The organism is Thermococcus sp., from assembly GCF_026988555.1.
GTDB lineage: Archaea > Methanobacteriota_B > Thermococci > Thermococcales > Thermococcaceae > Thermococcus.
The window spans coordinates 45591-72037 of the sequence record NZ_JALSLB010000059.1 but is presented as its reverse complement, the minus strand read 5'-3'; the positions used below and the strand labels follow the sequence as shown (position 1 = coordinate 72037).

Sequence of the window (26447 nt, the reverse complement as noted above, 5' to 3'; positions counted from 1 at the left end):
GGAATTTAATCCTTATAAGTTTTTTATATTCTATAGTGATTTTACTCCGACAATCTTCGTGAGATAACTGATGTTATATCGGAGTACGGCTTCCAAAACGAGACTTACCTGTTTCTGATCATGGACCACGCCGGCAGGCATCCTATAACGGAATATCCCCAGTTTTTGGCGTACCTCAAAACCATGGAGAAAGAAGGGTATCATATAGAGCTCCACGCTTATACTCACACGGGTAGGGAGTTCTACTGCAGTCCCGTTGAGGTCAGATATCGGCTTGAAATGGCCCTTAGGTTGATGACCTCGGCGAACCTGAGTCCTCCAAAGCTCTTCATACCGCCCAGGTACGCGATATCCAGAGGAGCACTGGAGGTTCTCCTTACCAGTAACCTCACCGTCATCAACGGTACCAGGCTCTACCTGCCGAATGGCATGGAGTACACGATTTCAAACCATGAGTACACCTGGTATCTCCCCTACTGGAAGCTTCCCGTGGAGCTGTGGAGGGCCGAATGGGACTTCAAAAACACGAGGGGTACTTTCTACCTCTCAGTGCACCCAAAGGCGGTTAACAGTGGAGCAGGGATGCTCTTCCTGAAGGAATTTTTGATGTTTGTAAAAGAGGGGGAGGCTCATTCGAGCTGCTTGACCGTCCATCCGTAGACCGCTATCGCCACGAGGATAACCGCTAGGCTCGTCCCCGCGAGGGATATCAGATCCCCGGCAACGCTCGCGGGGGAGACGTGGTAAATCTCGAGCAGGCGAAAGTCTTTAAGGGCTCTCCCAACCGGGAAGTAGTTCACGAAGGGCCCCGCCCAGTCGGGAAGCGTACTCGGTGGAACGACTATCCCCGCCAGGAACATCAGGGGCCAGGAGATTAGGTTTATGGCCGCGCTCGTGGTTCTTATGCTCCTCGTTGCCATGGCTATGGCCAGTCCGAGTCCCATCGAGAAGAAACCGGCCGTGAGCAAGAAGGCCCAGCCTAGGGGACTTGGCCAGATTGTGGCTCCAAAAACCAACCTGGAGAGGATTATAAGGCCGATTATGCTCCCGAAGATTACAACCGTTGTCGAGAGGAACTTCCCGAGGAGGAAATCCCAGGCCGTCGCGGGTGATGCTGCTATTCTCCTTAAAGTTCCCTTCTCAACTTCCCTCAGCGTACCGTTTCCTATGAGGCTCATAGTCGCGAAGAGGAACTGTATCCCCATGACGCCTGCAAGGAAGAAGAGAACCGGCTGGGTATTTTTCCCGCTCACGGTTTTCTCCTCGACCGACACCGGCTTCGCAGTCCCCTCAACAAGGGGCACGATCCTTATGGAGACGTTCTCCGGGAGGATGTTCTTTAGGGTTTCTGCGAGGGCTTTCATCCGTTCACTCCCCACCTCCCCGGAGAAGCCCGAGAAAAAGCCGTCAACGGCACCCCTAGCTATTTGATACTCCTGCGGATCGCTCCTGTCGTAGTAAACTATGACCCTCGTCGATAGGCCCGCCGTTAAGTTCCTCCCGAACCCTTTGGGAAAGATTATCACCGCATCGAGCCCTCCAGATTTGAGGGTTTTGATGGCTTTATTCTCCCCATCGAATGTGGTGACTTTGAAGAGGTGTCTCCCGTTGAGGGTAACGTTGGACATGTACGTCACAACATCCAGTGCCCCCTCATCCTGTGGAACGACCCCAGCCTTGATCGTCACAGGTGGGCTTGTATGTCCCCAGATTCCGCCCATGATGAGGAGCCACATCATCGGAAAGACGAGGAGCCAGAAGACCGTCATTTTCTCCCTGCTTATCTCCTTCAGGTCCTTCCAGAGGATCCCATTAATGGCCCGGAGCTTCATTCCAATTCCCTCCCAGTCAGTTTCACGAAGACATCTTCAAGTGTCGGCTCTTCAATCCTGAGGAGCTTAATTCTGCTCCCCGCTTTCACAAGGGCTTCTATTATCCCGGGAAGTTCCTGCCGAGGGTCGTTCACTCTGAGTCTTAAACCCTCTGCGTTTTCGAGAACCTCAACGCTCTCCGGTAGCCCCTCAACCCTCAGAACGCCCTCAACGTGGATGACGCTTCCATCCCCAACCAGCTCTTTGAGCCCCTTGACGGTTCCAACCGCTATGACGTTCCCCCCGTCCATTATGGCCACCCTGTCGGCCAGTCTCTCTGCCTCCTCCATGTAGTGGGTCGCTATAATTACCGTCCTCCCGGCTCTCTTGAAGCCGAGGATTATCTCCCACAGTTCCCTCCTAGCTGGAACGTCGAGGCCGTTTGAGGGTTCGTCGAGGATTAGAATCCTGGGCTCGTGAAGGAGCGCTATGGCCAGGTTGAGCTTTTTCCTCTGCCCACCGCTTAATTCCTTAGCTTTCTTTCCCTCTGGGAGGTTGAACTCTTCGACCAGCTCATCGATTCCCGTCTGTGGGGCGTCGTAGAGATCAGCGTAAAATCTGAGGTTTTCTCTGACTGTTAGAACGTCGTAGGCTATGCTCTCCTGTGGGACGTATCCCACAAGTGCCGAAGTTTCCTTTGAAATAGGCCTTTCAAAAACGAGGACCTCACCGGAGTCGTACCCAAGCCCCTCGGCCAGGATCCGGATGAGGGTCGTTTTTCCGGCCCCGTTCGGCCCGAGGAGCGCGAAGACCTCCCCCTCCTCAACCTCAAGGGTTATTCCTTTCAGGACTTCGATCTCGCCGTAGCTCTTACTCAGGTTTTTGACCATCAGTGCCTTCATCTCACCACCCACTGGTGAAGGCGGTGTTGGGCATTTAAACCCCCATGGAATTCTGAGGTTCAGAGTACCTCCCTTTGGCGACATTTTGTTTCGGTTTTTTGAAGGTCAACACCCTCCAAAAATTTCAATTTGAGGCCTCCGCTACCCCTCTTCTCCTCACCGCTCAGCGTGGCTAACGCTCGTCATCGGCCGGATACCTTTCGTGGGAACCTTTTAAAAAGCAACCGACGAATGAGGGGTGGGGGATGAAGAACGTTTACCGGTCTGATAGCTACCGGATGAAGAGACTGGCACTGGCCGACCCCGTTATTTTTTGAGAACCTCATGCTCAACCAGTGCCACTATGTCGTTGTGTATGTCCTCTACGTCCGCTAAGGCGTTGACTATCCTAACCTCTGGAAAGCGTTTTGCAAGCTGTAGGTAGTTCTCCCTAACCTTCTTTTGAAGCTCCGCTATCTTATCGAATTCTGTCTTTATGCTCCTGCCGTTTATTCGCTTCATGCTCTCCTTAACGGGGAGGTCGAGCAGTACGGTGAGGTCCGGGCGAATCGCAAACCGGTTCAGATCCACCAGCCATTCTAGGTCCAGGCCCCTCGCCCACTGGTATGCGAGCGAGGAGTAAAAATAACGGTCCGAGATCACAACCTTACCGGATTCCACCGAGGGTTTTATCAGTTTGTGAACGTGCTCCGCCCTGTCGGCGGCAAAAAGGAGGGCCTCAGCTTCGTGACTTATTCGAGCACCGTCGATTATCCCCTCTCGTCCCCCGGTTAGTACAAGCCGCCTTATTAATTTTCCGAAGGCGGTGTCAGTGGGTTCCTTGGTTAAAACTGTTTCATACCCCTGTTCCTCAAACCATTCTGCCAGAAGTCTTGCCTGAGTTGATTTACCTGCCCCATCGATGCCTTCCATCACAATGAACATTCCCACAGATGCCACCCCCAAAAGGAATCGGAGTTATTAAACGGGCTCCTTTTTAATGCTTTTCCATTAAAAATTTTAGGGGGTTTAAATAAACAAGAGGTCTAGAGCTTCTTTAGGCGGTCGATCAGCGCCCACATGCTCCCGAACTCTTCTTCCCCGCCCTCTCTGTGCAGTTCCACTATCCCATCCGGTCTGAACCGCAGTCCGAGACTGTAGTCACCCTTGTGCATCTTCTGCAGAAACACCTGCTTCGGCTTCGGTGGTATATAGCTCGTCATCATATCGTTCAGCAGCTCAACCTCAAACCCCAGGTGCTCGTTTAGCCTTGGGAAGAAGAGGACTGCGGGGGTGTTCATGGCATCAACGAGGGCTTTTCCCTTCATTTTAAAGTTGTAGTGCTTGAGCAGTTCGTGGATGAAGTCGTCCATGGCGTTGGGATAGTAGACCGTCGCCCCTATGTCGTTGGGATGCGCCTCTATGAAACTCCTGCTTTCAAGTATGGCGTCTATCTCATCGCTGTCAATGCCACTCACGAACACCCTGATACCTCCGTCGTAGTAGACGTACGCCAGGGGAAGCCCTTTTCTGTGAGCGAAGTCTTTGAGTGCTATCAGGGGGATCAGACGAACGTCCATTATGGTTGAACCGGTGCTCACTATACCGACCACCATCGCACGTTTCCCATACCTTGATATAGCCCGCCCATCTCTCCCAACGATTATCGTGCCGTGGGAAACGGTTCCTATAGCCCGCCCCAGAAGTGCCAGTTCTTCGGGGTTGAAACGCTCTGAGTAATATACCTCCATTCACTGCACCTCCATCAATGTATCACCGTTAGTGTTTAAAGATTGTGCCAGTTCATCTTTTCTTTAGGGCTCTTCCTATTAATATCTTTTGCGCTCTTGTGGATAAATCAGTGCATTCATGACCCTTTAGCCTTTGGCATCGGTCGGGTGGTCTCGTGAGATGGCCATTTAGGTCCATGGATGTCCATTGTTATCACGGCAAACTATTTTAATACATCGACCTAGGCTTAGCGGAGGCGGTAACATGGAACCTCTTGAGAGGCTTAAGAATCTCCTGGACGAGGCGCAATTTGAGAAGATAAAGGCGATAGACAACCCCGAGCTTCACACTTTCTTGGCGGAGTGGATTGAATGGCTCGGACCTAGCAGGGTCTTCGTCTGCACAGACAGTGCGGAGGATGAGGAGTACGTTAAGTGGAAGGCCCTCTACTACGGGGAGGAAAAGCTCCTTGAAACACCTAACCACACTGTCCACTACGACAACTACTACGATCAGGCCAGAGATAAGGCCAACACGGCTATCCTGACACCCGGTGGAGAACCACTCCCGTACCTCAACACTAAGGGCAGGGAGGAGGGACTTAGGGAGATAAAGGAGCTCATGAAAGGTATAATGGTGGACAAGGAACTCTTTGTGTGTTTTTTTGTCCTTGGACCAAGGAATTCGGTATTTTCTATTCCAGCAGTTCAGCTCACAGATTCCGCCTATGTCGCCCACTCGGAGTTTCTCCTGTATCGGAAGGGCTATGAGGAGTTTAGAAGGCTGGGAAGGAGCGCGAGGTTCTTCCGATTCGTCCACAGCGAGGGCAAGCTCGACGGGAGAAAAACCAGCAAGAACCTCGATAGAAGGAGGGTCTACATAGACTTGGAGGACGAGACTGTCTACTCCGTCAACACCCAGTATGGTGGGAACACTATAGGCCTCAAGAAGCCGGCTTTTCGTCTCACAATTAACAGGGCCGTCAGGGAGGGCTGGCTCAGCGAACACATGTTCCTGATGCGTGTGAACGGTCCGAACGGCAGGAAAACCTACTTCACCGGTGCTTACCCGAGCATGTGTGGGAAGACTTCCACAGCCATGATAAGCTGGGAAAACATCGTTGGTGACGATCTGAGCTTCATCCTGCCCGTCAACGGCGTCGCCAGGGGTGCCAACGTCGAGAAGGGTGTCTTCGGCATCATTCAGGGTGTCAACCCGGAGGATGACCCGATAATATGGGGTATACTCCATTCCCCCGTCGAGATAATCTTCTCTAACGTTCTCGTCAAGGACGGCAAGCCCTACTGGAACGAGATGGGGATTAAGATTCCAGACGAGGGGGAGAACCACAGCGGGAAGTGGTGGAAGGGTAAGAAAGATGCGGAAGGAAATGAGATACCCCCGAGCCACAAGAACGCGCGCTTCACCGTTTCGCTCGAACATTTCCCAAACGCCGACGTTGAGGCCTTGGAGAACCCCTGCGGCGTCGAAATAGGTGGAATGATTTTCGGCGGTCGCGACAAGGACACCTGGCCACCGGTCAGGGAGGCCTTCGACTGGAAGCACGGCGTGGTAACTATGGGTGCCTCACTTGAGAGCGAGACCACGGCGGCAACCCTCGGCAAAGAGGGGGTTCGTGCCTTCAATCCGATGGCCATTCTGGACTTCATGAGCGTTCACCTCGGTGACTACATAAGGAACTACCTAGACTTCGAGGGGAGGGTTAGGCGGACACCGAAGGTATTCGCCGTGAACTATTTCCTCCGCGACGAAAACGGCAACTGGCTCAACCACAAGCTGGACAAAGGGGTATGGCTCAAGTGGATGGAGCTCCGTGTTCACGGCGACGTTGGTGCGGTAGAGACCCCGATAGGTTACGTTCCGAAGTACGAGGACCTCAGGAGACTCTTCAAGGAGGTTCTTAACAAAGATTACAGCAGGGAGGCCTACGAGAAGCAGTTCACCATACGAGTCCCTGAGCTTCTAGCCAAGATAGACCGCATCGAGAGAATCTACAGAGAGCTCGATAACGTTCCAGAGGAGCTGTTCACCATCCTTGAAGAGGAAAGGAAACGCCTCCTTGAGGCCAGGGAGAGGCACGGTGACTACATCAGTCCTTTCGTTCTTGAAGGTGCCTGATGGCCCTTTCTATCTACTCTCACTTTCGTCATCTGACGAGCGGCAAGGCTTTTTAAGGACGGTTCCATTTTAGTATCACCCATAATGATACAGGTGATCCCAATGGCGGAAACCGATACCGGCGTGTACGATGCGATCAAGATGAAACTGCCGCATCCCCTCAGGGGGCTTGTGGATCTGGCTTATAATTACTGGTGGAGCTGGAACAGGCGTGCCACCAAGCTCTGGGAGTACATGGACCCCGAGCACTGGAGGGAATACAAAAACCCGGTCAAGCTCCTTCTGGACCTTCCAGAGGATCGTCTCCTTGAACTCCTGCGGGACGACAACTTCATGAACCTTTACGAGCTGGTCATGGATCAGTTTGAGAGATATATGAAGCCGGAATCCACCTGGTTCTCGACCAACTATCCAAAGTGGGACAAACCGATCGTCTACCTCTGCATGGAATACGGGATAAGCAGGAGCCTTCCGATTTACTCAGGTGGACTTGGAATTCTTGCGGGTGACCACGTTAAGACCGCCAGCGACCTTGGGTTGCCCTTCATAGCCGTTGGGCTCCTGTACAAACACGGCTACTTCCGCCAGGAGATTGATGCAGAGGGAAGGCAGAGAGAGGTGTTCCCGGAGTATCGGCCCGAAGAAATGCCCATTAAACCGGTTCTCAACAGAGAGGGCAAGAAGCTTCTGATGGAGATCCCGATTGAGGGCAGGATTGTCTACGCCAGGGCCTTTGAGGTCAACGTTGGTAGGATCAAACTGTACCTTCTCGATACGGATGTACCTGAGAACCAGGACGATGACAGGACCATCTGCGATCACCTCTACAACGCTGAAATGGACAAACGTATAAAGCAGGAGATTCTCCTCGGTATTGGTGGGATGAGGCTCCTCAGGGCTATGGGGGTTGAGCCTAGTGTTGTACATCTCAATGAGGGACACCCAGCCTTCGCCAACCTTCAGAGGATTGTCTGGTACATGGAAGGTGGGCTGACCTTCACGGAGGCGTTGAGCATCGTTAGGGGCACGACCGTTTTCACGACCCATACGCCGGTTCCTGCCGGTCACGACAGGTTCCCTGTGGGGGAGGTCAAACGGCGTCTCGCCAGGTTCTTGGAGGGACAGGATGAAAAGCTCATGGAACTCGGAAGAGAGAAGGATCAGATAAACATGACCCTACTTGCAATCAGGACATCCAGCTACGTAAACGGTGTCAGCCGGCTTCATGCAGAGGTTAGCAAGAGGATGTGGAAGGACCTCTGGCCGGACGTTCCGATAAGCGAGATACCCATCGAGGGCATCACAAACGGCGTTCACACGATGACCTGGGTCCACAACGAGATGAGGAAGCTCTTCGACCGTTACATAGGGAAGGTATGGCGTGAGCACACCAACATCGAGGGCATATGGTACGCGGTTGAGAGGATACCGGACGGAGAGCTCTGGGAGGCCCACCTGGAGGCCAAGAGGAGGTTCCTTGAACTTCTCAGGAGGAAAGCCATCGAGAGGAATAAACGACTGGGGATAGAAGATCCTATACCCGCCGTAGACGAGAACGCCTTAATCATTGGGTTTGCGAGGCGTTTCGCCACTTACAAGCGGGCAACGCTGTTGCTGACCAACCTTGAGCGGCTGAAGAAGATCCTCAACGATCCAGATAGACCGGTGTACATTGTGTTCGGTGGGAAGGCCCACCCGCGCGACGAGGCCGGCAAGGAGTTCCTCCGCAGGGTCTACGAGGTCTCCCAGATGCCGGAGTTCAGGGGCAAGATATTCGTCATGGAGAACTACGACATGGGCAGCGCCAGGCTGATGGTGGCTGGCGTTGATGTGTGGCTCAACAACCCGCGCAGACCCATGGAAGCCAGTGGAACAAGCGGCATGAAGGCCGGTCTTAACGGTGTTCTGAACGTTAGCATCTACGACGGCTGGTGGGTCGAGGGGTACAACGGCAAGAACGGCTGGGTGATCGGTGACGAGAGCACCGAACCTGAGATTGAGGCGGACGATGTCAATGACGCGGAAAGCCTTTACACCCTCTTGGAGCGGGAGGTAGTCCCAACTTACTACGACAACCGCGAACGCTGGATATACATGATGAAGGAGAGCATAAAGAGTGTGGCCCCGCGCTTCAGCACCCACCGGATGGTGAAGGAGTACATGGACAAGTTCTACTCAAAGGCCATGAGCAACCACATCTGGCTTACAAGGGAGAATTATCGCGGTGCAAAGGACATAGCGGCCTGGAAGGATCGTGTGACTGCATCCTGGGGAGGAGTGGTTATAGAAAGTGTGGACGTAGAGGACAGGAGCGGTCTGGAGGCGACGGTGTACCTGGACGGCTTGAACCCCGAGGACGTTAAACTGGAGCTCTACTGCGGGGTGTACAAGGGGGGCTACGGCATTGAGACTCCTCACGTAATAGAACTCCGGCACCCGGAGAAGCTTGAAAATGGTCGCTGGCTTTACCACTATCGGGGCAACGCCCTCAAGCATCTGGGAGACCCGTGCTGGTCGTGTTCCCTTAGGATCTATCCGCACCACGAGAAGCTGCCCCATAGGTTCCTCCTCGGTCTGATCAAATGGCGGGACCTGAAAGGTTAGTTTTACACTTTTTTTAACTATTTTGGACAAAAGTAACGTTCTGTTAGCTTTTTCTGATGTTGTATGGGTTAATTTTTTAAGGATAAACTCCCTCTATCTTAGACTATACTTTGGGGGTGAAATTATGAATGAAATAAACAAGTGGTCAATATACCTAATGTTCCTGGTTGCAGGTTTTGCAACTGGAATCGGGAGTATAGGTCTTTTCCCTCAGTTCTGGCTTCGGTACGGAGTGACGGGACTTGCGGTGCACGTGGTGTTCCTGGCGCTGTTCACGTACGTGGCAATCCTTGAGGCGGAGAAAGTCATGAAATCGGGTTACTACTTCGCCGAACTTTACAACAAGGTCCTTCAGAAGCCAGCCCTGTTGATGGCAATAGTGGTTACCATAGTGCTCTTCCTGTCCTATTACACGGCCAACGTTATGCTGTCCCTTATAGCGCCCCTGGTTGGAATCGGTGCCGCTGGCAGGCTGATCGCAAAGGTTCTGATGCTGGCTCTGGTGTACCTGGTTATAACGAGGGCGAAGGAGAAGACCTTCCTGGTGATGGCCACCGGTTCGGTGTTCTTCCTGGTGGTGATATTCCTCACGGCGATAGTCTTCAGGATGCAGATTCCCCAGGGTGCAACTTTTCTGGGCATGGGTAAGCACATGATGTCTGCTCACGTGGGTGTCAGCCTTTCCATGATAAAGGACGCCGCATCACGGGCGATCTATGGTGTCGGCCTGGGTTTTGCCTTCTATTTGATGCTCGGAAGCTTCATGAACGAGCGCTTCAACGCGAAGGTCATTATAGGCGTTGGTATCCTGGTCCAGTTTATCGTCAGCATCGTATCAACGTTCATAGTTATCTACGCACTCGCCCCATCAACCCCGGCCAGGTTCCTCAAGTACGTCTACGGTGGTGAGGAGGGGGCCATAAACCTAATGAAGGATCTGCCCACAATACTGTCTGGGCACCCGGCTCTGCTTGCCCTCTTCGCACTGTCCATATTCATGGCCGGTCTCACCAGCATCCTGCCAGCCGCAGAGGTAGGCCTGCAGTCGGTGGAGGCTTTCCTGCATACAGGGAGAAACAAAGCGGCCCTCTACATCACTCTAGCGGCCTTTGCAATTGGGATCCTTGACTCCCCCGCCAGTCTTGCAGAGATGACACTGAAGGCCGTCACCATAGCAACGTTCTTCACCGCGATCTTTGAGCTCTACCCGGTTATCGGGGGCAGAGAAAAGCCCTCCTCTGCGGTGCTCGCCGTTGCTGCCGTGGTGATATCACTCTTTATCATAGGGGGTATTTATGCACTGTACGTGGTCGGTAAAGCGGGCGGTATATACATAGGTTCGGTTGTGCTTGCCTTAGTTGTCGTGCTCTTTGGTATCTTCGGCAGCAATCTCGTTGCATCCCCAGCTTCTGAGTAATTTCCCTTCTCTTTTTAATTTTCGTTTTTAGTCCCGCCCTTTAGCTCGCGTGGGGGTACGTCCTTATAAAGCAAAGGAATAATGGGTGTCATCTGTGAGCGAAGATCGCCCGAACCTTTCCATCTTTTACCTCGTCTATTCTGACGAAGCCAAAGCGCTCGAACTGGACGATGTCATCTGCCTTAACGTCAGCGTCTCCCTCGAGGATGCCTTTTCTGACCACCAGCTCGTCCCCCTCCGGGACAAGGACCTCACAGGGCTTCCTAGCGGTGATCCAGTGAACCATCCTCCAGCGGTTCTCCCTGGCGACTTCGTAGTCGACGCTGTGGAACCTCGCTTTTATGCCCCCATCGGAGACCTCGACTATCTCAACGTTGAAGAGGTCCTTCAGGCGGACGAAGTTGCCTGGCTTGAACAGCTCCATGTCATCCTTCGAGACGTAGATGGGTTTTCCGGGCACGAACTTGAGCTTTCTAACGCCCCTCTCCGGGTGGTCCGGGTGGAGCGGAATCTCGGCAATGAATTCCTCGTCATAGCCCTCGATGTACATCGGAATCGGGTCAGCGACGAAGAAGTAGCGGTTTGCTATCGGCTCGATTATCTTCCTGTTTATCGCGGCTAAATTGTCCCAGCTTATCGTGGTGTCGCTCCTCTTGAGGCCGACCTCGATGATGAGTTCCCTTATTGCCTCAGGCCTTATGCCGCGCCTCCTGAGGGCCCTTATGGTGCCGAGCCTGGGGTCGTCCCAGCCGAGGTACCTGCCCTCTTCTATTCCCTTTCTGGTTTTGGACTTGCTGAGGATGACACCCTCGATGCTGAGCCTTCCGTGGTGAACCGTCTGCGGGTATTCCCAGCCGAAGTAGTCGTAGAGGTAGCGCTGTCTTGTCTCGTTCTCCGCGTGCTCCTGTCCGCGGAAGATGTGGGTGACGCCAAGTTCGTGGTCATCTATGGCCGAGGCAAAGTTGTAGAGCGGCCAGACACGGTACCTGTCGCCGACACGCGGGTGGTCCGCGTTATCGATTATTCTCAGCGCCGGCCAGTCGCGGACGGCGGGGTTGGGGTGCTTAAGGTCAGTCTTTATCCTGACGACGGCTTCGCCTTCCCGGTACTCTCCGTTCAGCATCTTCCTCCAGCGCTCGAGCTGGACCTCCGGCGGCTCTTCTCTGTGCGGACAGGCGATGCCCCTGTCGCGAAGCTCGCGGAACTTCTCCGGCGGGCAGGTGCAGACGTAGGCCTTTCCGCCCTTTATGAGCTCCTCCGCGTACCTGTAGTATATCTCCAGCCTATCGCTGGCGATGTGAACCTCATCGACCTTGAAGCCAAGCCACTCGAGGTCCTCCTTGATCCACTCGTAGAACTTGGGCTCGGGTCTCTTGACCTTCGGATCGGTGTCGTCGAAGCGGAGTATGAACCTGCCGCCGTAGAGCCTCGCGTACTCGTGGCTCAAAATTGCGGCGCGGGCGTTTCCCAGATGGAAGGCACCATCTGGGTTTGGGGCGAAGCGGGTAACGACCTTTCCTTTTTCCGCTTTGGAGAGCGGTGGAAGACCCTTCTTTTCTTCCGTCTTGGTCTTCTTCTCATCAAAGAACTCAGGGTAAATCTCCCGCAGCTTGGCCTCCTGCTCCTCAGAGGGGAGCGCGTTAACCTTCTCCACAATTTCGTTCACGAGGGGTATTATCTCCTTTGCCCTTGGCCTGAGCTCGGGGTTCTCACCCAGGGCCTTCCCGATGACGGCTTTGGGGTTTGCCTTTCCTCCGTGCCTGTATGCGTTGATGAGCGCGTATTTCCAGATAACCATCTCTGTCTCCATTTTTCACCACCGGGAAAAGAAGATGGGGGGACGTTATAAAGTTTAGTCTTGGTCTTTGTATATCTCCTCGCTCCCTTCGTCCCACCTCACGGCCTCGTAGAACACAAGGACAATACCAACACCTCCTGAGATGAGGCCTGCCGTTCCAAAACCCGTAATAGCTAGTAGAATTCCCCACAGCAGCAGACCGATACCCAGAAGTGCGACTTTAATCCCCACGTAGATGCACCGGATAAGTTGTTACTCTGGAAGTTTAAGAACGTTTTGCCTGAAGTTCCCGGAAGAGGTATAGGAAAAGAAGAGGTATAAGAAAAAGGGAGTCACTCTGCGAAGGTGACTATCTTGAGGTTTATCGGGCGCCTTACGACGTTGTACTTCCTTGCACCGACGAGGTACTTGATACCGCTCTCGCTGACGTTGTCTATTAGTCTCTGGGTTATGACGCCGTTGAAGACAACTGCATAGGCGCCTTTCTCTTCTTTTATCCTGTTTGTGAGTTCTCTCACAGGTACCTCTGCTATAACCTTCTTGTCCCTGTCCAGCAGGAGTGCAATGGAGTCCTTGGCTCCCTTGACCTTTTCAACGTACTCCTTAAAGGGCTCCAGTTCACTGGCTGCCCCCTTCTGAATCGGCCTTACTATCCTCTCTTCTCGTTTCGGTTCGGGTTTTTCGTGTGATCTTGCCTCCGTCGCGGGACGGTTTTCTGATCTCTGAACTTGAACCCTAGTCGGGGCAACATGGCCCTTTGTCTCTTTCTTTTCACTTTCAGCCCTTTCCTTTTCCCTTATCACTTCATAGAAGTTTCTGCCTTTGTAGAATATTTCGGTTATGACCTGCTCGGCCGGAACCTTGCTCCTGAGGGACTTGACTATCTCCTTCTTGGTAAGCTCCTCGACCTCCTTGCCCTCCGGTGCCCTTGCCACGTAGTCAACATCCGCCACCTGAAGGAGCTCCTTGAGGATGAGCTCACCGCCGCGGTCGCCGTCGGTGAAGGTTGTAACTATTCTCTCCTTGCTGAGCTTGATTATCGTTTCCGGAATCGACGTCCCTTCCACGGCTATGGCGTTCTTTATGCCGTGTTTGAGCAGGTTAAGGACGTCCGCCCTTCCCTCAACGACTATGATGGAGTCCGAGAACGGAACGTGCGGACCGGATGGAAGCTTTTCAGGGCCGTACTCTATGAGTTCCTTGGCGCGGACCGCTTTCTTGACTTCCTCGGTAAGCTCCTGGGTCTCGGGTATCTCCTGCTCCATGAGGTTTTCAAGTATCTGTTTTGCCCTCTCTATGATGTACTTCCTCTTGGTGGCACGAACGTCTTCAATCCTGAGAACCTTGATGTGGGCCTCGGCGGGTCCTACTCTGTCGATGGTCTCCAATGCGGCCGCCAGGATGGCGGTCTCAACCCTGTCAAGGCTCGATGGGACGGTTATAGTGCCGTAGGTCTTTCCGCCCTTTGTGTGAACTTCAACTTTTATCCTTCCAATCCTTCCAGTCTTCTGGAGTTCCCTGAGGTCGAGATCGTCACCCAGAAGGCCCTCAGTTTGACCGAAAATTGCCCCGACGACGTCAGGCCTTTCAACGATTCCACTTGCCTCGAACTCGGCGTAGACAACATATTTAGTCGTTCCGAATTCATCCTTGGCTGACATACCATCACCTTCCTTCCTTTTTTCAAACTTCTGCTTTTCAGCTAAAATGTGGTGAAGCACGGTCTTTTTTCGCTTCATTGTATCCCCTCCATTGGGGGTCAGAAACGGAGGCTGTTTTCAGGTACAGCCTGTACAGATCCTCAACGCCCTTTATGTCCTTCTTGACTATCCTCCTAAGCTCCCTGCGCGTCTTTGAGTCAACCCTGCACGGGAAACCCTCCAGGTACCGGAGCAGCTTCCCCGCGAGTTCCTCCCCAGCACTGTCGAAGTCGGTAAGGATCATTACATTCCCAAATGATGATGCGATGAGAGCTGTTTCGGAGAGCGGTAAGCGTGAGAGCCTTATTATCTCCACCCTGACCCCCAGATTCCTCAAGGCCACCTCGTCTCGCGGGCCTTCAACTACGATGGCCCCCTCAAACTCTCGCACTTCGTCTATAAGTTCGAGGAATCTTTTATAGTTTTCGGCGTACATTTCGCCGTCGTGTCGATAACGGCGTTAAGGGGTTATAAGCCTATTGCTACAGTCCGTATCTGTGTCCAAAGATGGGCCATCTCATGTAATCTCTCCTGCTCACGTACCAGAGGGAAAAGAGGGCATCTCCAGCTGGAAAAGCAAAAAGAAGGACGCTTTCTATACCTTGGGTTTTATATAGTGCGCTATGGTCACTGCTACAACAAATCCCACAAGGAATCCAGTGAAGAAGAACAGGGCTCCAGCACGCTTGGGGCTTGAAACCGTGAATAGGATAACGGAGGATATTATCAGGGCTGATACTATCCCTGCTGTTCCCAGGCAATATATGAGAACGCCAGGAAGACCGCTATCGAGAAAAAAAGTCCAGGGATCTTTCATACCACCACTCGATTTTGTGTTGTACGATGGGGCTCCAAAACCTTTCGCTCAGCAGACGTCCCTCACTGGAATCGTGTGGCTCATCGGCTCCTCGTAGAACTCCTCAATGAGCCTCTGGAGCCTCTTTGAGAGCTCTATCTGAACCCCCCACGAGCCCTCTATCTTCCCCTTAGCGGCCATTCTTCCCAAAAAGCGCTTCATCTCCTCACTCAACGGGCTCGGCCTGCAACGTGCCCAGGGCGTTCCGGGAAGTGGCATGAAGTAATGAGCACGGACCTTTCCTCCCCTCCTCAAGATCCATTTCATCAGCTCGATACTTTTGCGCTGGCTCTCCTCGCTCTCGTTTGGGAGGCCTACTATGAAGTCAACGACCGGCTCAAAGCCGTACTCAAGCATGTATTCCACCGCCCGCTGGACGTGCTCGACCCTGTGAATCCTGTGCATGGCCCTCAGCATGGCATCGTCGCCGCTCTGGGCGCCTATGGCCAAACGCCTGTTGTCTGCGTAGTCTACGAGCAGTTCAAGGGTCTCAGGCAGAACAAACTCCGGTCTGACCTCACTAGGGAACGTCCCGTAGAAGAGCCTCCTGCCCTCTTTCCGGAGGGGTTGGAGTGCCCTGAGAAGGGCCTCAAGCTTATCCAGCTTCATTATTGCCCCGGGGCTTCCATAGGCGAAGGCGTTGGGGGTTATATAGCGCATGTCTTTCATTCTCCTTGAGTACTTTACCACTTGGTCTATTGGCCTGTGTCTCATCCGGAGCCCCTTGATGTACGGTGTCTGGCAGTAGTAGCAACCGAAGGGACAGCCCCTTGTTATCTCGATGGGGGATATCAAGCGAACGCTCTCGGGATACGGCGGGAAGCGCCAGAAATCTTCGACCTTAGCGAAGCCCGTAAAGATGAACTCGCCGTTGATGTGAAAAGCGAGCCCCCTGATGTCGAGGAGCTCCCCTGTGATCTTGTATCCGGTCTTTTTCAGCACGGTGAGGAGCTGGTAGAGAACCTCCTCGCCCTCCCCTATAACGGCGATATCAAAGCCGAGCTGGTTCAGGGTGTGCTTCGGCATGGCTATTGCGTGGTAGCCTCCGGCTATTAAAAGGGCCCCCTCCTTCTTTAACAGCTGGACCTCCTTGGGCAGGTCTCCCCATATCTCCTCCGTGAAGAAGGAGTAGAGAACCACCCTCGGTTTTGCCTGGAGTATCTCCCCGAAGTCCTTGGTTACTAGAAGCTCACTTAGGTCAAAACCCTGGCTCTCCAGGGCACCGAGGAGATGGACGAAGGCGTTGTGGTTGCGTTTGGTCATTCGGACGACTATCTCGGGCATGTCTGAAACCTGAAGAATGGACTTAAAATCTTAACGGCTGGGAAATATGAAGCAAAAGAGGCAAAAACGGCCTTCAAGCCTTGATGGCGAGCTTGATGTCCTCGGCCTTGACGGTCTTTCTGCCGGCGTGCCTGGCGTACTCGGTTGACTTCTTGGCAAGCTCGATGGTGTATTCCTCGAGGTATTCGGCGAGGACCTTGGCGGCCTCCTCACTGACCCTCTCAGCACCGGCCTTCCTAATCAGCCTGTCAATAGGGGCAATCGGCAACTCAGCCATTCACAACACCTCCAGGAAGGGTTTTTCATAATCCTTTAGGCAATTGAAGATATATAAACCTTTCGGTAAAACGGGGCCATTTCCTTCCTTTCTACGCTTTCATCTCCCGCATAGGGAACTAACTTGACCATTGAACCTTCTTCTGTGACCCTAACCAAAATCTAACTTAAGGGAATTGGATGTTTCTTGATAAAAGCCCCTATCCAGATGGGACACATAAATCACTGTTAAATTTAGGAAGCATCTTCTTCTCTTAACAGCGGCTTTATACACCATCTGTGGGTATATTCCTCCGATGTAACATATGGGACTGGAAAATGAAATGGTTTACTTCGCTCCAGCATCTTGGGAAGGAAGGCGCCTTTTTGAATGTGCTATCCCCTGACTGCCCTGATACCTTCCGCGGTAGGGATGCTTTGACGGTCCCTCCAGGCGAATAAACGCTATCTGAACAAAACGTTCACCATGGAAGAGCTCCACTGGTTCGTTCCCGGAGTTGAATACTGCGAGTGTCAGTCTCCCATCCCATCCGGGATCAACCCACGCGAACGAGCCGAGTAAACCCTCCCTGGCGAGGCTGCTCCTTAGCTTCATATCTCCCATGATGTTATCTGGGAGCTTGAGGCGCTCGAGGGTGAGGATGAGGGCGTGTGTCTTTGGAGGGATCACTACTTTTCCAGTCCCCTCAACGTCGATTAGTTCCCCGTTCATGTAGGCTTCCTTCCCAACGCTCAGGTCGTAGCCCGCCGGCTGAAGGGACCCCTCGTTAAATGGTTCGATCATGATCTCTTTTCTGATTTTCCAGTCGGGCAGCATCATAAAAACCACCGCAAGGTTTATTTTGGCAACCCTTAAAACATTTCCGAGGGCCCGTGGCCTAGGGGATATGGCGCCGGCCTTCGGAGCCGGTCTCCGCGGGTTCGAATCCCGCCGGGCCCGCCACATAAACTTTGCCTTCGCAAAGTTTCATCAAAGTTGGTAGCTCCTTAGTGAGGACTTAAATTTCGTGTGATTTCCCTATTCAAGGGCCGTTTGACTGTGGGAACTGTTCAAGTTGCTCCGTGAGTGAGGGTTTAACTTTAAATCGACGCCCGAAGGGCGTCAAGAGGAGAATAAATCCGTGTGGGGGTTGCTTAAGTTTACCTTTGTCTGAAAGATGAGGGATTATGAGTGAAATTCCTCCCTTAGACAGTTTAAGAAGAGCTACGAACTTTTGGTGAAGCTTTTCTCAAAAGCTTCAGTGCTGGCGGAAAGATGTGGGTAATCATAGAAGTGCCTCTTTCAGAGTATCCCCCCATGAAAATGAGGTTAAAAGAGGACCATTGGTACAAGGGAACTTTACTCCTGCGTTAGGCCGTGTATCAGGTCGTCCAGAACTTTGTAAGCTTCGCTGGTGGCGTATACCTTTTCCATTGTTTTCATGATCTTGTAATGGGCATCAACGCGGTATGCACTGATGTCTCCTTTAACTCCGTACGACCCCACGAGAACCTCGCTCACCATGCTTACCCATTCCGTGTAGATGGCCATCAGTTCTTCTAAGATTTGCACCTTTGTGGCGAGGGTCGCTCCCTCAAGGGCTTTATCCAGGGGTTTGCCCCCGATCTTCTCAAGGGTTATGGGCATGGTGACCACCGGATAAGTATGGTGGTCAAATTATTTAACCCTATTCTACTCTGAGGTTATGAATGCCTCATGCCCAGAAGATGTTTGAATTGTAAAGAAAATTAAGCGATGCCCGCCAGGGGGCGGACAGAGAGAAAGGGATTTCAGCCGAAGAGGGCGCCGAGACCTGCGAGGGCCTCCTCTTCCTTCTCTTCCTCTTCTTCCTCCTCAACCGGGGCCTCCTCTGAAGCCGGGGTCGGGGCTGCAGCAACGGCCACCGGGGCGGCGACCGGCATGGCGGCCTTCTCTATGACCTCGTCGATGTTGACACCCTCAAGCGCTGCAACGAGGGCCTTGATCCTTGCCTCATCGACGCTAACACCGGCAGCCTCAAGGACCGCCTTTATGTTCTCCTCGGTTATCTCCTTGCCAGCGGCGTGGAGCAGCAGAGCGGCATATACGTACTCCATTTTTCGCACCTCCAATCATCTTCATTTTTCATTCATTTCACACGGATCTGTTCAGGGATACGAGGGAAATGGAAAGTTCAGCCGAAGAGCGCACCCAGTCCTGAGAGTGCTTCCTCTTCGGAGGCTTCCTCTTCTTCCTCCTCTTCCTCAGCCTCCTCAACCTGTTCTTCCTGCTGAGGCTGAGCGGCAACGGCTATTTGTGCCCCTTGGTTTAAAAGCTCTTTGGTCCTCTCGTCGAGCAGCTCCTCAGGTAGCTCCCCTGCTATGAGCAGGACCGCACGCAGGGCCCTGCCAAAGACGTCCTCGATTGTCTCTGGGGTGATGTAACCAGCCTCTACAGCGACGTTCTTTGCTCCGAGGAAGGCTTTCTGGATGATTGCCTCGATGGTCTGGCTCGTCGGGTACGCCGTGTTGACCGACAGGTTGAACGCATGGGTATAGGCCCGCTGAAGCATGTTGATATACTCGCTCTCATCGATGGCAAGGACCTCTGGAGTGTAGACGAGTCCGTCCTCGTAGGCCGCGAGCAGGTTGAGACCGACCTCAAGGGGCTCGATACCGAGGGCGTTAAGTATCCTCGCGAGCTGGTCGGTGATGACCTCGCCGGCCTTAAGGGCGGTGTAGTCCTTCTGTATATTGACCTTGCCTTTCTCGATCCTCGCTGGAATCCCTAGGGACTGCATCTCACCAACAAGCGGACCCGGGGCCAGCGAAGTTGGGCCAGCAGGTATGATAACATCGTGTGGAACTACTGCACCGGCTTTGGCAGGGGCAGGGGTTTTGCTCTCCTCAAGCAATTTGTAGAGCTTAAATGGGTTCATATCAGTTGCCAGGATCCCAGCGCCTCCTTCTATGTGCTCGATGAGCTTTTCGAGTTCTGGTTTTCCGAGCTCCTGGGCAGCCCTCTTGAGGGCAAGCTCTATGAGAGTGTTCCTGGAAACTCTGAGGAGGGCCTTCCCCCTAAGCTTCTCCCTCATTCTGGAGAGTGGGTAGGCCGGAACGCCGGCAACATCCACGAGGGCTATCACTGGATACCCCTTGATGACGTTGGCGAGCTCTTCAACTTCCTTCTTCTTCCACTCAGCGACGTGGGCCATCTTCCTCACCTCTCCACCTTAACGGCTGGACCCATGGTGGTCTTGATGTACACTGACTTCACTTGGTTCTCTCCCCTCTCAAGCTTGCCCAGCACGGCGTTTAGAACCGTCTCAGCGTTCTCGGCGAGCTTCTCCTCGTCCATGTCTTCGGTGCCAACCGGTGCGTGAACTACCGGGTTGTTCTTGAGCTGGACCCTGATCGTCCTCTTGAGCCTGTTGAGTATCGGTTCAAGGTTGGTCATTGTCGGTGGGACTACTTGAGGCATCTTGTTCCTTGGACCTAGGTACCTACCCAAGTACTTACCTATCTTTGGCATCAGTGGTGCTGCGGCAATGAAAGAATCGTACCTCTTCGCAACTTTTCTGGCTTCCCTTGGGTTCTTAGCGAGCTCCTCAAGCTGCTCCCCACTAATCACATCAAGCCCGAGCTTCTTAGCCGCCTCGGCAACGGCACTATCAGCGATGACCGCGATTTTGGGCTCCTTCCCACGACCGTGGGGCAGCACAACCTCAAGCTTGAACCTGTTCTCAGGTTTCTTCAGGTCGATGTCCCTGAGGTTGACTGCCAGTTCGACGGTCTGTGTGAAGTGCCGCGGCTTGGCCCGGGCCTTCGCCTCCTTCACCGCTTCCAAGATTTTCTGCCTGTCAAAGGCCATTTACAGCCCCTCCTTTTCTTTTTTGATTTAAGCCTTAAAAAGTCAAAAATGCTAAAAAGAGAGATTTTTAAAATTTTCCCTCACTCTCCGGCGCCTGCAAAAACTTCGTCGTAGACGCCTTCGTCGATTTCGCGCTGAACCTCACGCGGATCCTTGCCCTCAACGGTTACGCCCATGCTGAGGGCCGTGCCCACGACTTCCTTTGCCGCAGCCTTAAGATCGGCAGAGAGCATCTGCTCGACCTTGGCCTTGGCGATCCTGATGACGCCTTCCATGCTCAGGTCCCCAACTGGGCTGTGTCCGGCCTCACTTGAACCCTTTGTGGCACCGATTTCCTTCTTGATGAGCTGGCTGACCGGGGGAACACCGACCTCAATCTCAAAGGTTTTCTTCTTGGGGTCGGTGACTATGATCTTAACGGGAACCTGCATCCCCTCAAAGTCCTTGGTGGCTTTGTTTATTTCGTCAACTACCTGTTTAACGTTAAGCCCAAGCGGGCCGATTGCCGGTCCGAGTGGAGGGCCTGGAGATGCCTTTCCTCCCTCAACGAGGACTTCAACGACCTGTGGCATTGTTCTCACCTCTCTTTATCTGGTTTCTTTCACTCCTTCTGGCGTTTGCTTATAAGCCTAACGTATTCTCCCCTCACCGTAACGGGGATTGGAACTATTGAGCCTATGAGCTCCACCACGATTTCGTCCTTGCCTTCGTCCACACGGACGACTTTTGCTTTTTCTCCCTTGAACGGGCCTGAAATGAGTTCAATTATATCACCCGGCTCGAAGCCACTGACCGCGGGCTTCTCTTCAAGGAAGTGTTCGATCTCCTCGAATTCAACCTCTCCGGGTAGCGTACCTTTGGCGTGGCGTATCCCTTTGATGGCTTCGTCCACGGCACTCTTGTTGGGTGCTTCTACGAATATGTACCCCTTGACTTTTGACGGTGCGAGCACGGCGTATATTGGCAGGTTGTACGTTTTGACTTTGCTGTATATCAGTTTTGCCGTGGTCTCTTCCTGGCCCACGGTGACCCTTACTGTGAATATTCTGCTATCGCTCATGTTCCTCACCACAGACAGTTCAGGAGCCGGTTGTTAGGTAGCCAATCATACGGATTATGAGCCCGATGGTTCCGATTAAAATCATTCCGATGCCGGTTATTTTGACCGCCATCTTGAATTCCTTCCACCCGGGCTTCTTGGTGACCATCAAAACCCTCCGCGACTCCGTGAAGAAGCTTTTAAGTTTTTCCATGTTTGTTACCACGCTCGTCACCTCGCGTAAATTTGTGGAAAATGAAAGCCTTTAAAGCTCCTCAAGGTCCAGCTTAATAACTTTTCTCTCGCCCTCCTCACCGAGGTATTCGGGAGTTTCCTCTTCGGTAACCGCGTAGGGGGAACTGACTCCTGTGACCACTATGAGGATTCTTATGGTCTTGCCGAGCTCTTCATCTATCTGTATTCCCCAGATTACCTGGGCCTCCGGGTCGAGTTTGCTCGTGACAACTTCAATTATCTGCTGAGCCTCCTCAAGCTTTACGTCGCTGCCGCTGATTGCTATCAGTGCCCCCCTAGCGCCGCTTATGTCCACGTCGAGGAGCGGACTGTTGAGGGCCTGCTGGGCAGCCTCTAAAGCCCTCTTCTCGCTGTCGCTCTCGCCGATGCCTATCATTGCAACGCCGCCGTCCTTCATGACTGCTCTAACGTCGTTGAAGTCAAGGTTAATGAGGCCCGGCCGGGTGATGAGCTCGGTTATACCCTTGACCGCCTGGACGAGTATCTCATCGGCGACCTTGAAGGCCATGTGAATCGGCAGGTTCGGAGCCACTTCCATAAGCTTGTCGTTCGGGATTACTATAACGGTGTCACTGTTCTTCCTGAGCCTTTCCAGGCCGTATTCGGCGTTCTTTATCCTCCTAATGCCTTCAACTGTGAATGGGAGGGTCACCACTGAGACTGTCAGAGCTCCCATCTTCTTGGCCATCTCAGCAACGACCGGAGCGGCACCGGTTCCGGTTCCCCCACCGAGACCACAGGTTATGAAGACCATGTCCGCTCCCTCAAGGGCCTCTCTTATATCTCTCTCATTCTCCTTAGCCGCTTCTTCCCCCATCTTGGGGTTGTTTCCGGCCCCAAGACCCCGCGTAAGCTCCTTACCAATGAGTATCTTCTTGTGAGACCTCACCTTGAGGAGGTCCTGAGCATCAGTGTTCACGGCGATTATCTTAGCACCCTGAATACCAACCTGCATCATCCTGTTAATCGTGTTACAGCCGGCACCACCAACACCAACCACGTATATCTTGGCCTGTATCTGTTCGAGGATCTTCTTAAGTTCCTCATCTACATCGGTTTGGGGAGCCTGAGCCTCCGGGACCTTTTCTATGTCGGAGGAAGTTCTTTCGATGGCATCTTCAATCAGCTTCAGCATTTTCCACCCTCCAGGCAATTTAACATCTGTTTCACTTTGTACTCAAGTGGTATATAAATTTAGCTAAACCGAGTGCTGATTTTAAAATGCCGCTTAACACCTTTAAAGATTTCGATTATCAGTCTTTAATGAACTCCAAGCCCAGCTCATCCGCTACCAGCTTGGCCGTCTCCCGGGTCTCCCTCTTGGTGCCCTTCCAATCAACATAAATGGCCTCAACTTCGCCTTCCGTCCTGTCCAGGGCATGTATTATGATCTCCCTACTGAGGGGATGGGTGTACTTCGGCGCTATGTGACCGAAAGCCAAATCCCATTCAAGGGCCCTCTTGGTCTCTTTGGGGGCGTAGTGCCCTCCGCCTATTCCAAGTGCCGTTTTGAATTTTTTCTTCCCGTAGTTCTTGAGGGTATGGATTATGATTTCTGCGATTATCTCACCCGCCCTCTCGTTCGTCCATTCTTCCCTGCTTGATCCGATCTCTATGAAAAAACTTGGAACGCTTAAAACACTTGGGCCATGGTGCGTGGCCTCGTAGCACACAGTCCACCCGAGGTCGTTCAGCTCGTACATCTTTAGAAGGGCAAGTTTCATTGCGTTTGGCTGAGCTACCGCCAGATCTTCGTCCCTTCCCCCGTACACCGCCTTGCCCCAGTTGCCCGTGACGTGAGTGGTTAGGGCGGGAAGGTTCTGTTTGCTTGAATGGCGCGAGGCAAATGCTATTATCTCTGGCTTTGTTCCAAGTGTCTTCGCGATGGCCTTGTCAAGCCCGTCGTAGTATATCATCTCGTCGTTGGTGGTCAGTATGAGGGTATCCCCACTCTTGAAGACGGGGTTGCCGTCGAAGTGAATTTCAACCTCCCTGAAGCCGAAGTATTCCACGAGCTTGTCCAAAATGTTCATCGATGCCGGGTCAACCTTTGTTGTCATTATTACCTTCATCTCGATCCCCCATGTTACATAAACCCGTCTATTAAAAGAGTTTTCTAGGTTCGAAATATGTATGTTTATCAAGTATGTTCCGATTAAGATCCGGTAAAATGGGCTCTTTCAAAGAAAGTTTTACGAAAAAGTAACGCAAATTATATACACCTAGAGATGTGCAGCAATATCTTAATATGGCAATTTGATTATATTTGAACATTCATATTTGGAGGTGTCTTTGGATGAAAGGGTTTGCTACCGCGGCCCTCGTGGTCGTTATGTTGATCGCCATTATCGCGGCGGGCTGTACAGGTGGCGGGGGATGAATCACCACCCCACCGGTGGTAGAAGCGGCATCAAACTAAAGATGATAGAGAAGTGTGTGGTTTCAGTACAGCATCACCTCAAACCCGAGTTCGCTGAGAAGGTCTGCCAGCTCCTCAGCATCCACGTAGGCGAGCAGGTGATGGTTTCCCATGGTACCGTCGATGAAGTCCATAGCGTCCTCAACGCGGAGCTTTAACTGGGTTCTGCACCGGTTCTCGCTGTGTTCACGTCCTACAACCTCAACGTCCGCCACAACAGCCTTTCTACCCCTTATCTTTAGGAGGGACGCCCTGCCCTTCGGAAGCTTTACCTCAACCCCCACCCCCATACCACTCTCAAAGTGGGTTCTCAGCGTGTAAGGGGCCGTAATCGGGGCCGTACAGTGGGCCAGGATCAGGTAATCCTCACCGTAATCGGCTATGTTGCCCATGAAGGAGGGTTTGTTAAAGAAGCGTCTCACCACCATCATGGCGAGAAGGGAGTTCAGTTCACCCTCACACGCCGCTGGAATGCCCTGGGCGTTGAACATAGCAAGTGCAAGGCACGGCGTCCCCTTGATCTTACCTATCAGGTCAAAGCAGCCTATCGTAAAACCATCCAGGTGGTAGTCCTCAAGGATATGCTTTATAGCCAGGTATATCCTCCCCGCTTTGAGGAGGTCTTCTTTGTCAGGTTCTTTTATGACTTCTGCTTTCTCCACGACCTCCGCAACGGCTTCCCAACCCTCCCCTTCATCAACCTGCTCGTAGTACTCGTAGAACCTCTTCAGGCTTATGTGGGTGTATGGGAGGTCAAACTTCTCGTTTATCAGCCAGGGGGAAACACGTCCTATAAGGCCGATCCTCATACGTAGGAACTTCTCAAGGTTATCCCGCATGTCTTCGTACCCAAGTAGTGCCGCCTTTAACTCGGCGGGATTTTTAACGAGGGTCGCCGGGAGCAACCTTTCCCTGAAGTACTCCCTGAGTTCGATCCCGGCAGCCAGCGAATTGTTGAACTCATCGCCGTACACTATTATGGGTTTCCTGTACATCGCAAACTCCTTAAGCGCACTTTCTGTGCCACCGGTTAGAGGATAGATTACTATTACGTCCACTCTGTTAAAATCAACCTCCCCCTTTGCCCTCTTAAAATCTGCCTTCGTTGATATGAGGAACCCTCCGGAGACCTCAAACTCCCGCACGAGGTTCGTCAGGAACTTTGACGCTTTCTTCTCGAATCCCTTAGGATCTGCAAGTTCACTTACACCAAAAGCCACTCCGACTTTCATGGTTCCACCTAACCGTTTTAAACGGAGAAGCCTAAATAAAGTTGTGGTGGTCATGAGGTTTGTCCTCGATACTAGTATCTTCGTAAACCCAGATATCAGGGATAAATTCGGTGAGAACCCTACCGAGGCAATGAAAACGTTTTTGAAGCATGCGGAAACCCTGTTTGGTCGGGTGGAGTTTTATATGCCGCCGGGTATATACCGGGAAGTGGTGCACTTCGTTGACGTCGAGGAGGTTCTCCCTGACCTTGAGCTTTATATAATCAAGAAGCCCCCCAACGTCCATGATATAAAGATACCTGCGTTCGTCGTCTATGAGCTGGTGGAGGACATAAGACGGCGTATAGATAAGGGGCTGGGGGTGGCGGAGAAGGCCGTTAGGGAGGGGGTAATCGAGACCGACAACATAGACAGGATAATCCAGAAGCTCAGAAGGAACTACCGGAAAGCCCTTCGGGAGGGCATAGTGGATAGCAAAGAGGATTTCGAGCTGATTCTCCTTGCCAAGGAACTGGACGCCACCATAGTATCGGCCGACGTGGGCATACTGACGTGGGCCCAGAAGATGGGGATAAAATGGATCGACGCCGCGAACTTTCGTGAGGTTTTGGAGGGGCTCACCGTCAAACTGGGTGGGGGGAAAAATTTATAAATGCCGACCGGCATGCTATCATCGACGCCCCGGTGGCTCAGCCTGGTGGAGCGGCCGCTTGGTAAGCGGCAGGCCGCGGGTTCAAACCCCGCCCGGGGCTCCACAACAAACTTTTCGCCAGAAAAGTTTGATCAAATCGTTTTTGAATTGCGGCTTAAGCAGGCACTAAATATTGCATGCCTCCTTTTTACTTTCCTTTCAGAGCCTGAAGGGCGTCTCTCTGGAGGCAAAACCCTTCCATTCCAATCATTGAGAAGTGCTCTTCTATATACTCCTATTTGGAATAAAACAACTTATGTGCAGGTGCCTTAGAACAGTTTATCACTTTCCGCCAGCGCTTTCATCAGAAAGGGCTGTTATGGTGGGGCCGCCGAGATTCGAACTCGGGTCACGGGCTCCCAAAGCCCGCAGGATAGGCCAAGCTACCCCACGGCCCCGTCCTGCGGTAGTGCAATGACACCTTCCTTATTAAGCTTTTCGCTTTGAGCAAACAGCCGGCGGCTCATTGGATATCGCATCCCCGT

The 26447-nt window shown here is 52.7% G+C and carries 27 protein-coding genes, 3 tRNA genes and 1 pseudogene; 8 read left to right on the top strand and 23 right to left on the bottom strand.

Annotation, left to right across the window (positions count from 1 at the left end; all coding sequences use genetic code 11):
* Window positions 1–57: 57 nt before the first annotated feature.
* Window positions 58–660 (top strand): annotated as a pseudogene (locus tag MVK60_RS09780) (DUF2334 domain-containing protein); the annotation flags it as partial.
* Here the strand turns inward: MVK60_RS09780 and MVK60_RS09775 are convergent.
* From MVK60_RS09775 to MVK60_RS09760, 4 genes are all read right to left on the bottom strand, one after another.
* The gene (locus tag MVK60_RS09775; RefSeq protein ID WP_297438866.1) at window positions 630–1832 is read right to left on the bottom strand and encodes an ABC transporter permease; all 1203 of its coding nucleotides are present in this window, start codon (window positions 1830–1832) and stop codon (window positions 630–632) included. The pseudogene MVK60_RS09780 and the gene MVK60_RS09775 sit on opposite strands and share 31 nt — an antisense overlap.
* Window positions 1829–2713, bottom strand: a complete 885-nt coding sequence (locus MVK60_RS09770; protein WP_297438864.1) for an ABC transporter ATP-binding protein — start codon at window positions 2711–2713, stop codon at window positions 1829–1831. The genes MVK60_RS09775 and MVK60_RS09770 overlap by 4 nt, the downstream gene beginning before the upstream one ends.
* 306 nt (window positions 2714–3019) lie before the next feature.
* Entirely contained in the window at window positions 3020–3637 is a 618-nt protein-coding gene (gene tmk, locus MVK60_RS09765; protein WP_297438928.1) for a dTMP kinase, read from the bottom strand.
* 101 nt (window positions 3638–3738) lie between these two features.
* Entirely contained in the window at window positions 3739–4443 is a 705-nt protein-coding gene (locus MVK60_RS09760) for a phospho-sugar mutase (RefSeq protein ID WP_297438862.1), read from the bottom strand.
* Window positions 4444–4687: 244 nt separating this feature from the next.
* Here MVK60_RS09760 and MVK60_RS09755 point away from each other — a divergent pair, with 244 nt between their 5' ends.
* The 3 genes from MVK60_RS09755 to MVK60_RS09745 all read left to right on the top strand — a co-directional run bounded on the left by MVK60_RS09755 (window position 4688) and on the right by MVK60_RS09745 (window position 10583).
* Window positions 4688–6562 (top strand): phosphoenolpyruvate carboxykinase (GTP), encoded by a 1875-nt coding sequence (locus MVK60_RS09755; RefSeq protein ID WP_297438860.1) that lies wholly within the window; start codon window positions 4688–4690, stop codon window positions 6560–6562.
* Window positions 6563–6664: 102 nt separating this feature from the next.
* Window positions 6665–9166 (top strand): maltodextrin phosphorylase, encoded by a 2502-nt coding sequence (gene malP / locus MVK60_RS09750; RefSeq protein ID WP_297438926.1) that lies wholly within the window; start codon window positions 6665–6667, stop codon window positions 9164–9166.
* A 124-nt stretch (window positions 9167–9290) separates the two neighbouring features.
* Window positions 9291–10583 carry a sodium-dependent transporter gene (locus tag MVK60_RS09745; protein WP_297438858.1) on the top strand — a complete coding sequence of 431 codons (1293 nt, stop codon included), beginning with the start codon at window positions 9291–9293 and terminating at the stop codon, window positions 10581–10583.
* An 88-nt stretch (window positions 10584–10671) separates the two neighbouring features.
* On the opposite strand, the gene MVK60_RS09740 is transcribed toward MVK60_RS09745, so the two are convergent.
* The 8 genes from MVK60_RS09740 to dcd all read right to left on the bottom strand — a co-directional run bounded on the left by MVK60_RS09740 (window position 10672) and on the right by dcd (window position 17317).
* The gene (locus MVK60_RS09740; RefSeq protein ID WP_297438856.1) at window positions 10672–12393 is read right to left on the bottom strand and encodes a glutamate--tRNA ligase; all 1722 of its coding nucleotides are present in this window, start codon (window positions 12391–12393) and stop codon (window positions 10672–10674) included.
* Window positions 12394–12435: 42 nt separating this feature from the next.
* Entirely contained in the window at window positions 12436–12612 is a 177-nt protein-coding gene (locus MVK60_RS09735; protein WP_297438854.1) for a hypothetical protein, read from the bottom strand.
* 101 nt (window positions 12613–12713) lie between these two features.
* Window positions 12714–14120 (bottom strand): DNA primase DnaG, encoded by a 1407-nt coding sequence (gene dnaG / locus MVK60_RS09730; RefSeq protein WP_297438852.1) that lies wholly within the window; start codon window positions 14118–14120, stop codon window positions 12714–12716.
* Window positions 14080–14517, bottom strand: a complete 438-nt coding sequence (locus tag MVK60_RS09725) for a toprim domain-containing protein (protein WP_297438850.1) — start codon at window positions 14515–14517, stop codon at window positions 14080–14082. The genes dnaG and MVK60_RS09725 overlap by 41 nt, the downstream gene beginning before the upstream one ends.
* Before the next feature lie 159 nt (window positions 14518–14676).
* The gene (locus MVK60_RS09720) at window positions 14677–14898 is read right to left on the bottom strand and encodes a hypothetical protein (protein ID WP_297438848.1); all 222 of its coding nucleotides are present in this window, start codon (window positions 14896–14898) and stop codon (window positions 14677–14679) included.
* Window positions 14899–14946: 48 nt separating this feature from the next.
* Complete coding sequence (locus tag MVK60_RS09715; protein ID WP_297438846.1) at window positions 14947–16221, bottom strand: TIGR04013 family B12-binding domain/radical SAM domain-containing protein; 1275 nt, start codon at window positions 16219–16221, stop codon at window positions 14947–14949.
* A gap of 73 nt (window positions 16222–16294) precedes the next feature.
* Window positions 16295–16498 (bottom strand): archaeal histone HpkA, encoded by a 204-nt coding sequence (gene hpkA, locus MVK60_RS09710; protein WP_297438844.1) that lies wholly within the window; start codon window positions 16496–16498, stop codon window positions 16295–16297.
* A 327-nt stretch (window positions 16499–16825) separates the two neighbouring features.
* The gene (gene dcd, locus MVK60_RS09705) at window positions 16826–17317 is read right to left on the bottom strand and encodes a dCTP deaminase (RefSeq protein ID WP_297438924.1); all 492 of its coding nucleotides are present in this window, start codon (window positions 17315–17317) and stop codon (window positions 16826–16828) included.
* Window positions 17318–17364: 47 nt separating this feature from the next.
* On the opposite strand from dcd, the gene MVK60_RS09700 reads away from it, so the two are divergent.
* Window positions 17365–17440 (top strand) — tRNA-Arg (locus MVK60_RS09700).
* A 396-nt stretch (window positions 17441–17836) separates the two neighbouring features.
* Here MVK60_RS09700 and MVK60_RS11255 read toward each other — a convergent pair.
* Window positions 17837–18028 carry a hypothetical protein gene (locus MVK60_RS11255; protein WP_367270886.1) on the bottom strand — a complete coding sequence of 64 codons (192 nt, stop codon included), beginning with the start codon at window positions 18026–18028 and terminating at the stop codon, window positions 17837–17839.
* 54 nt (window positions 18029–18082) lie between these two features.
* On the opposite strand from MVK60_RS11255, the gene MVK60_RS11250 reads away from it, so the two are divergent.
* Window positions 18083–18178, top strand: a complete 96-nt coding sequence (locus MVK60_RS11250; RefSeq protein WP_367270888.1) for a hypothetical protein — start codon at window positions 18083–18085, stop codon at window positions 18176–18178.
* 89 nt (window positions 18179–18267) lie between these two features.
* Here the strand turns inward: MVK60_RS11250 and rpl12p are convergent, their stop codons facing one another.
* The 9 genes from rpl12p to MVK60_RS09650 form a co-directional block, all read right to left on the bottom strand.
* Window positions 18268–18573, bottom strand: coding sequence for a 50S ribosomal protein P1 (gene rpl12p, locus MVK60_RS09690; RefSeq protein ID WP_297438840.1), 306 nt, complete (start codon window positions 18571–18573; stop codon window positions 18268–18270).
* Between the two features lie 77 nt (window positions 18574–18650).
* Window positions 18651–19670 carry a 50S ribosomal protein L10 gene (locus tag MVK60_RS09685; protein ID WP_297438921.1) on the bottom strand — a complete coding sequence of 340 codons (1020 nt, stop codon included), beginning with the start codon at window positions 19668–19670 and terminating at the stop codon, window positions 18651–18653.
* Window positions 19671–19675: 5 nt separating this feature from the next.
* Window positions 19676–20326, bottom strand: coding sequence for a 50S ribosomal protein L1 (locus tag MVK60_RS09680; RefSeq protein WP_297438839.1), 651 nt, complete (start codon window positions 20324–20326; stop codon window positions 19676–19678).
* 80 nt (window positions 20327–20406) lie between these two features.
* Window positions 20407–20898, bottom strand: a complete 492-nt coding sequence (locus MVK60_RS09675; protein WP_297438837.1) for a 50S ribosomal protein L11 — start codon at window positions 20896–20898, stop codon at window positions 20407–20409.
* Window positions 20899–20927: 29 nt separating this feature from the next.
* Entirely contained in the window at window positions 20928–21386 is a 459-nt protein-coding gene (locus MVK60_RS09670; RefSeq protein WP_297438835.1) for a transcription elongation factor Spt5, read from the bottom strand.
* 19 nt (window positions 21387–21405) lie between these two features.
* Window positions 21406–21579, bottom strand: coding sequence for a protein translocase SEC61 complex subunit gamma (locus tag MVK60_RS09665; protein ID WP_297438919.1), 174 nt, complete (start codon window positions 21577–21579; stop codon window positions 21406–21408).
* A gap of 51 nt (window positions 21580–21630) precedes the next feature.
* Window positions 21631–22755 (bottom strand): cell division protein FtsZ, encoded by a 1125-nt coding sequence (ftsZ, locus tag MVK60_RS09660; protein ID WP_297438833.1) that lies wholly within the window; start codon window positions 22753–22755, stop codon window positions 21631–21633.
* 118 nt (window positions 22756–22873) lie between these two features.
* Window positions 22874–23692 (bottom strand): D-aminoacyl-tRNA deacylase, encoded by an 819-nt coding sequence (locus tag MVK60_RS09655; protein WP_297438831.1) that lies wholly within the window; start codon window positions 23690–23692, stop codon window positions 22874–22876.
* A 370-nt stretch (window positions 23693–24062) separates the two neighbouring features.
* Window positions 24063–25271: a hypothetical protein gene (locus tag MVK60_RS09650; protein ID WP_297438829.1), complete on the bottom strand. Its 1209-nt coding sequence runs from the start codon at window positions 25269–25271 to the stop codon at window positions 24063–24065.
* 52 nt (window positions 25272–25323) lie between these two features.
* On the opposite strand from MVK60_RS09650, the gene MVK60_RS09645 reads away from it, so the two are divergent.
* Together MVK60_RS09645 and MVK60_RS09640 are read left to right on the top strand one after the other, a co-directional pair.
* On the top strand, window positions 25324–25923 hold the full coding sequence (locus tag MVK60_RS09645) for an RNA ligase partner protein (protein WP_297438917.1): 600 nt from the start codon (window positions 25324–25326) through the stop codon (window positions 25921–25923).
* A 26-nt stretch (window positions 25924–25949) separates the two neighbouring features.
* Window positions 25950–26026 (top strand) — tRNA-Thr (locus MVK60_RS09640).
* A gap of 256 nt (window positions 26027–26282) precedes the next feature.
* On the opposite strand, the gene MVK60_RS09635 is transcribed toward MVK60_RS09640, so the two are convergent.
* Window positions 26283–26360, bottom strand: a tRNA-Pro gene (locus MVK60_RS09635).
* Window positions 26361–26447 lie beyond the last annotated feature (87 nt).

Coding starts and splice junctions, on each gene's coding strand:
- MVK60_RS09720 (WP_297438848.1), bottom strand. CDS start 14,898: ATGAAAGATCCCTGGACTTTTTTTCTCGATAGCGGTCTTCCTGGCGTT.
- MVK60_RS09740 (WP_297438856.1), bottom strand. CDS start 12,393: ATGGAGACAGAGATGGTTATCTGGAAATACGCGCTCATCAACGCATAC.
- MVK60_RS09775 (WP_297438866.1), bottom strand. CDS start 1,832: ATGAAGCTCCGGGCCATTAATGGGATCCTCTGGAAGGACCTGAAGGAG.
- MVK60_RS09650 (WP_297438829.1), bottom strand. CDS start 25,271: ATGAAAGTCGGAGTGGCTTTTGGTGTAAGTGAACTTGCAGATCCTAAG.
- malP (WP_297438926.1), top strand. CDS start 6,665: ATGGCGGAAACCGATACCGGCGTGTACGATGCGATCAAGATGAAACTG.
- MVK60_RS09685 (WP_297438921.1), bottom strand. CDS start 19,670: ATGGCCCACGTCGCTGAGTGGAAGAAGAAGGAAGTTGAAGAGCTCGCC.
- MVK60_RS09755 (WP_297438860.1), top strand. CDS start 4,688: ATGGAACCTCTTGAGAGGCTTAAGAATCTCCTGGACGAGGCGCAATTT.
- MVK60_RS11255 (WP_367270886.1), bottom strand. CDS start 18,028: ATGGCCATCTACACGGAATGGGTAAGCATGGTGAGCGAGGTTCTCGTG.
- rpl12p (WP_297438840.1), bottom strand. CDS start 18,573: ATGGAGTACGTATATGCCGCTCTGCTGCTCCACGCCGCTGGCAAGGAG.
- MVK60_RS09725 (WP_297438850.1), bottom strand. CDS start 14,517: ATGTACGCCGAAAACTATAAAAGATTCCTCGAACTTATAGACGAAGTG.
- MVK60_RS09770 (WP_297438864.1), bottom strand. CDS start 2,713: ATGAAGGCACTGATGGTCAAAAACCTGAGTAAGAGCTACGGCGAGATC.
- MVK60_RS09760 (WP_297438862.1), bottom strand. CDS start 4,443: ATGGAGGTATATTACTCAGAGCGTTTCAACCCCGAAGAACTGGCACTT.
- MVK60_RS09665 (WP_297438919.1), bottom strand. CDS start 21,579: ATGGAAAAACTTAAAAGCTTCTTCACGGAGTCGCGGAGGGTTTTGATG.
- dnaG (WP_297438852.1), bottom strand. CDS start 14,120: ATGAAGCGAAAAAAGACCGTGCTTCACCACATTTTAGCTGAAAAGCAG.
- tmk (WP_297438928.1), bottom strand. CDS start 3,637: ATGTTCATTGTGATGGAAGGCATCGATGGGGCAGGTAAATCAACTCAG.
- MVK60_RS09745 (WP_297438858.1), top strand. CDS start 9,291: ATGAATGAAATAAACAAGTGGTCAATATACCTAATGTTCCTGGTTGCA.
- MVK60_RS09655 (WP_297438831.1), bottom strand. CDS start 23,692: ATGAAGGTAATAATGACAACAAAGGTTGACCCGGCATCGATGAACATT.
- MVK60_RS09670 (WP_297438835.1), bottom strand. CDS start 21,386: ATGAGCGATAGCAGAATATTCACAGTAAGGGTCACCGTGGGCCAGGAA.
- ftsZ (WP_297438833.1), bottom strand. CDS start 22,755: ATGCTGAAGCTGATTGAAGATGCCATCGAAAGAACTTCCTCCGACATA.
- MVK60_RS09675 (WP_297438837.1), bottom strand. CDS start 20,898: ATGCCACAGGTCGTTGAAGTCCTCGTTGAGGGAGGAAAGGCATCTCCA.
- dcd (WP_297438924.1), bottom strand. CDS start 17,317: ATGATGCTGCCCGACTGGAAAATCAGAAAAGAGATCATGATCGAACCA.
- MVK60_RS09645 (WP_297438917.1), top strand. CDS start 25,324: ATGAGGTTTGTCCTCGATACTAGTATCTTCGTAAACCCAGATATCAGG.
- MVK60_RS09680 (WP_297438839.1), bottom strand. CDS start 20,326: ATGGCCTTTGACAGGCAGAAAATCTTGGAAGCGGTGAAGGAGGCGAAG.
- hpkA (WP_297438844.1), bottom strand. CDS start 16,498: ATGGCTGAGTTGCCGATTGCCCCTATTGACAGGCTGATTAGGAAGGCC.
- MVK60_RS09715 (WP_297438846.1), bottom strand. CDS start 16,221: ATGCCCGAGATAGTCGTCCGAATGACCAAACGCAACCACAACGCCTTC.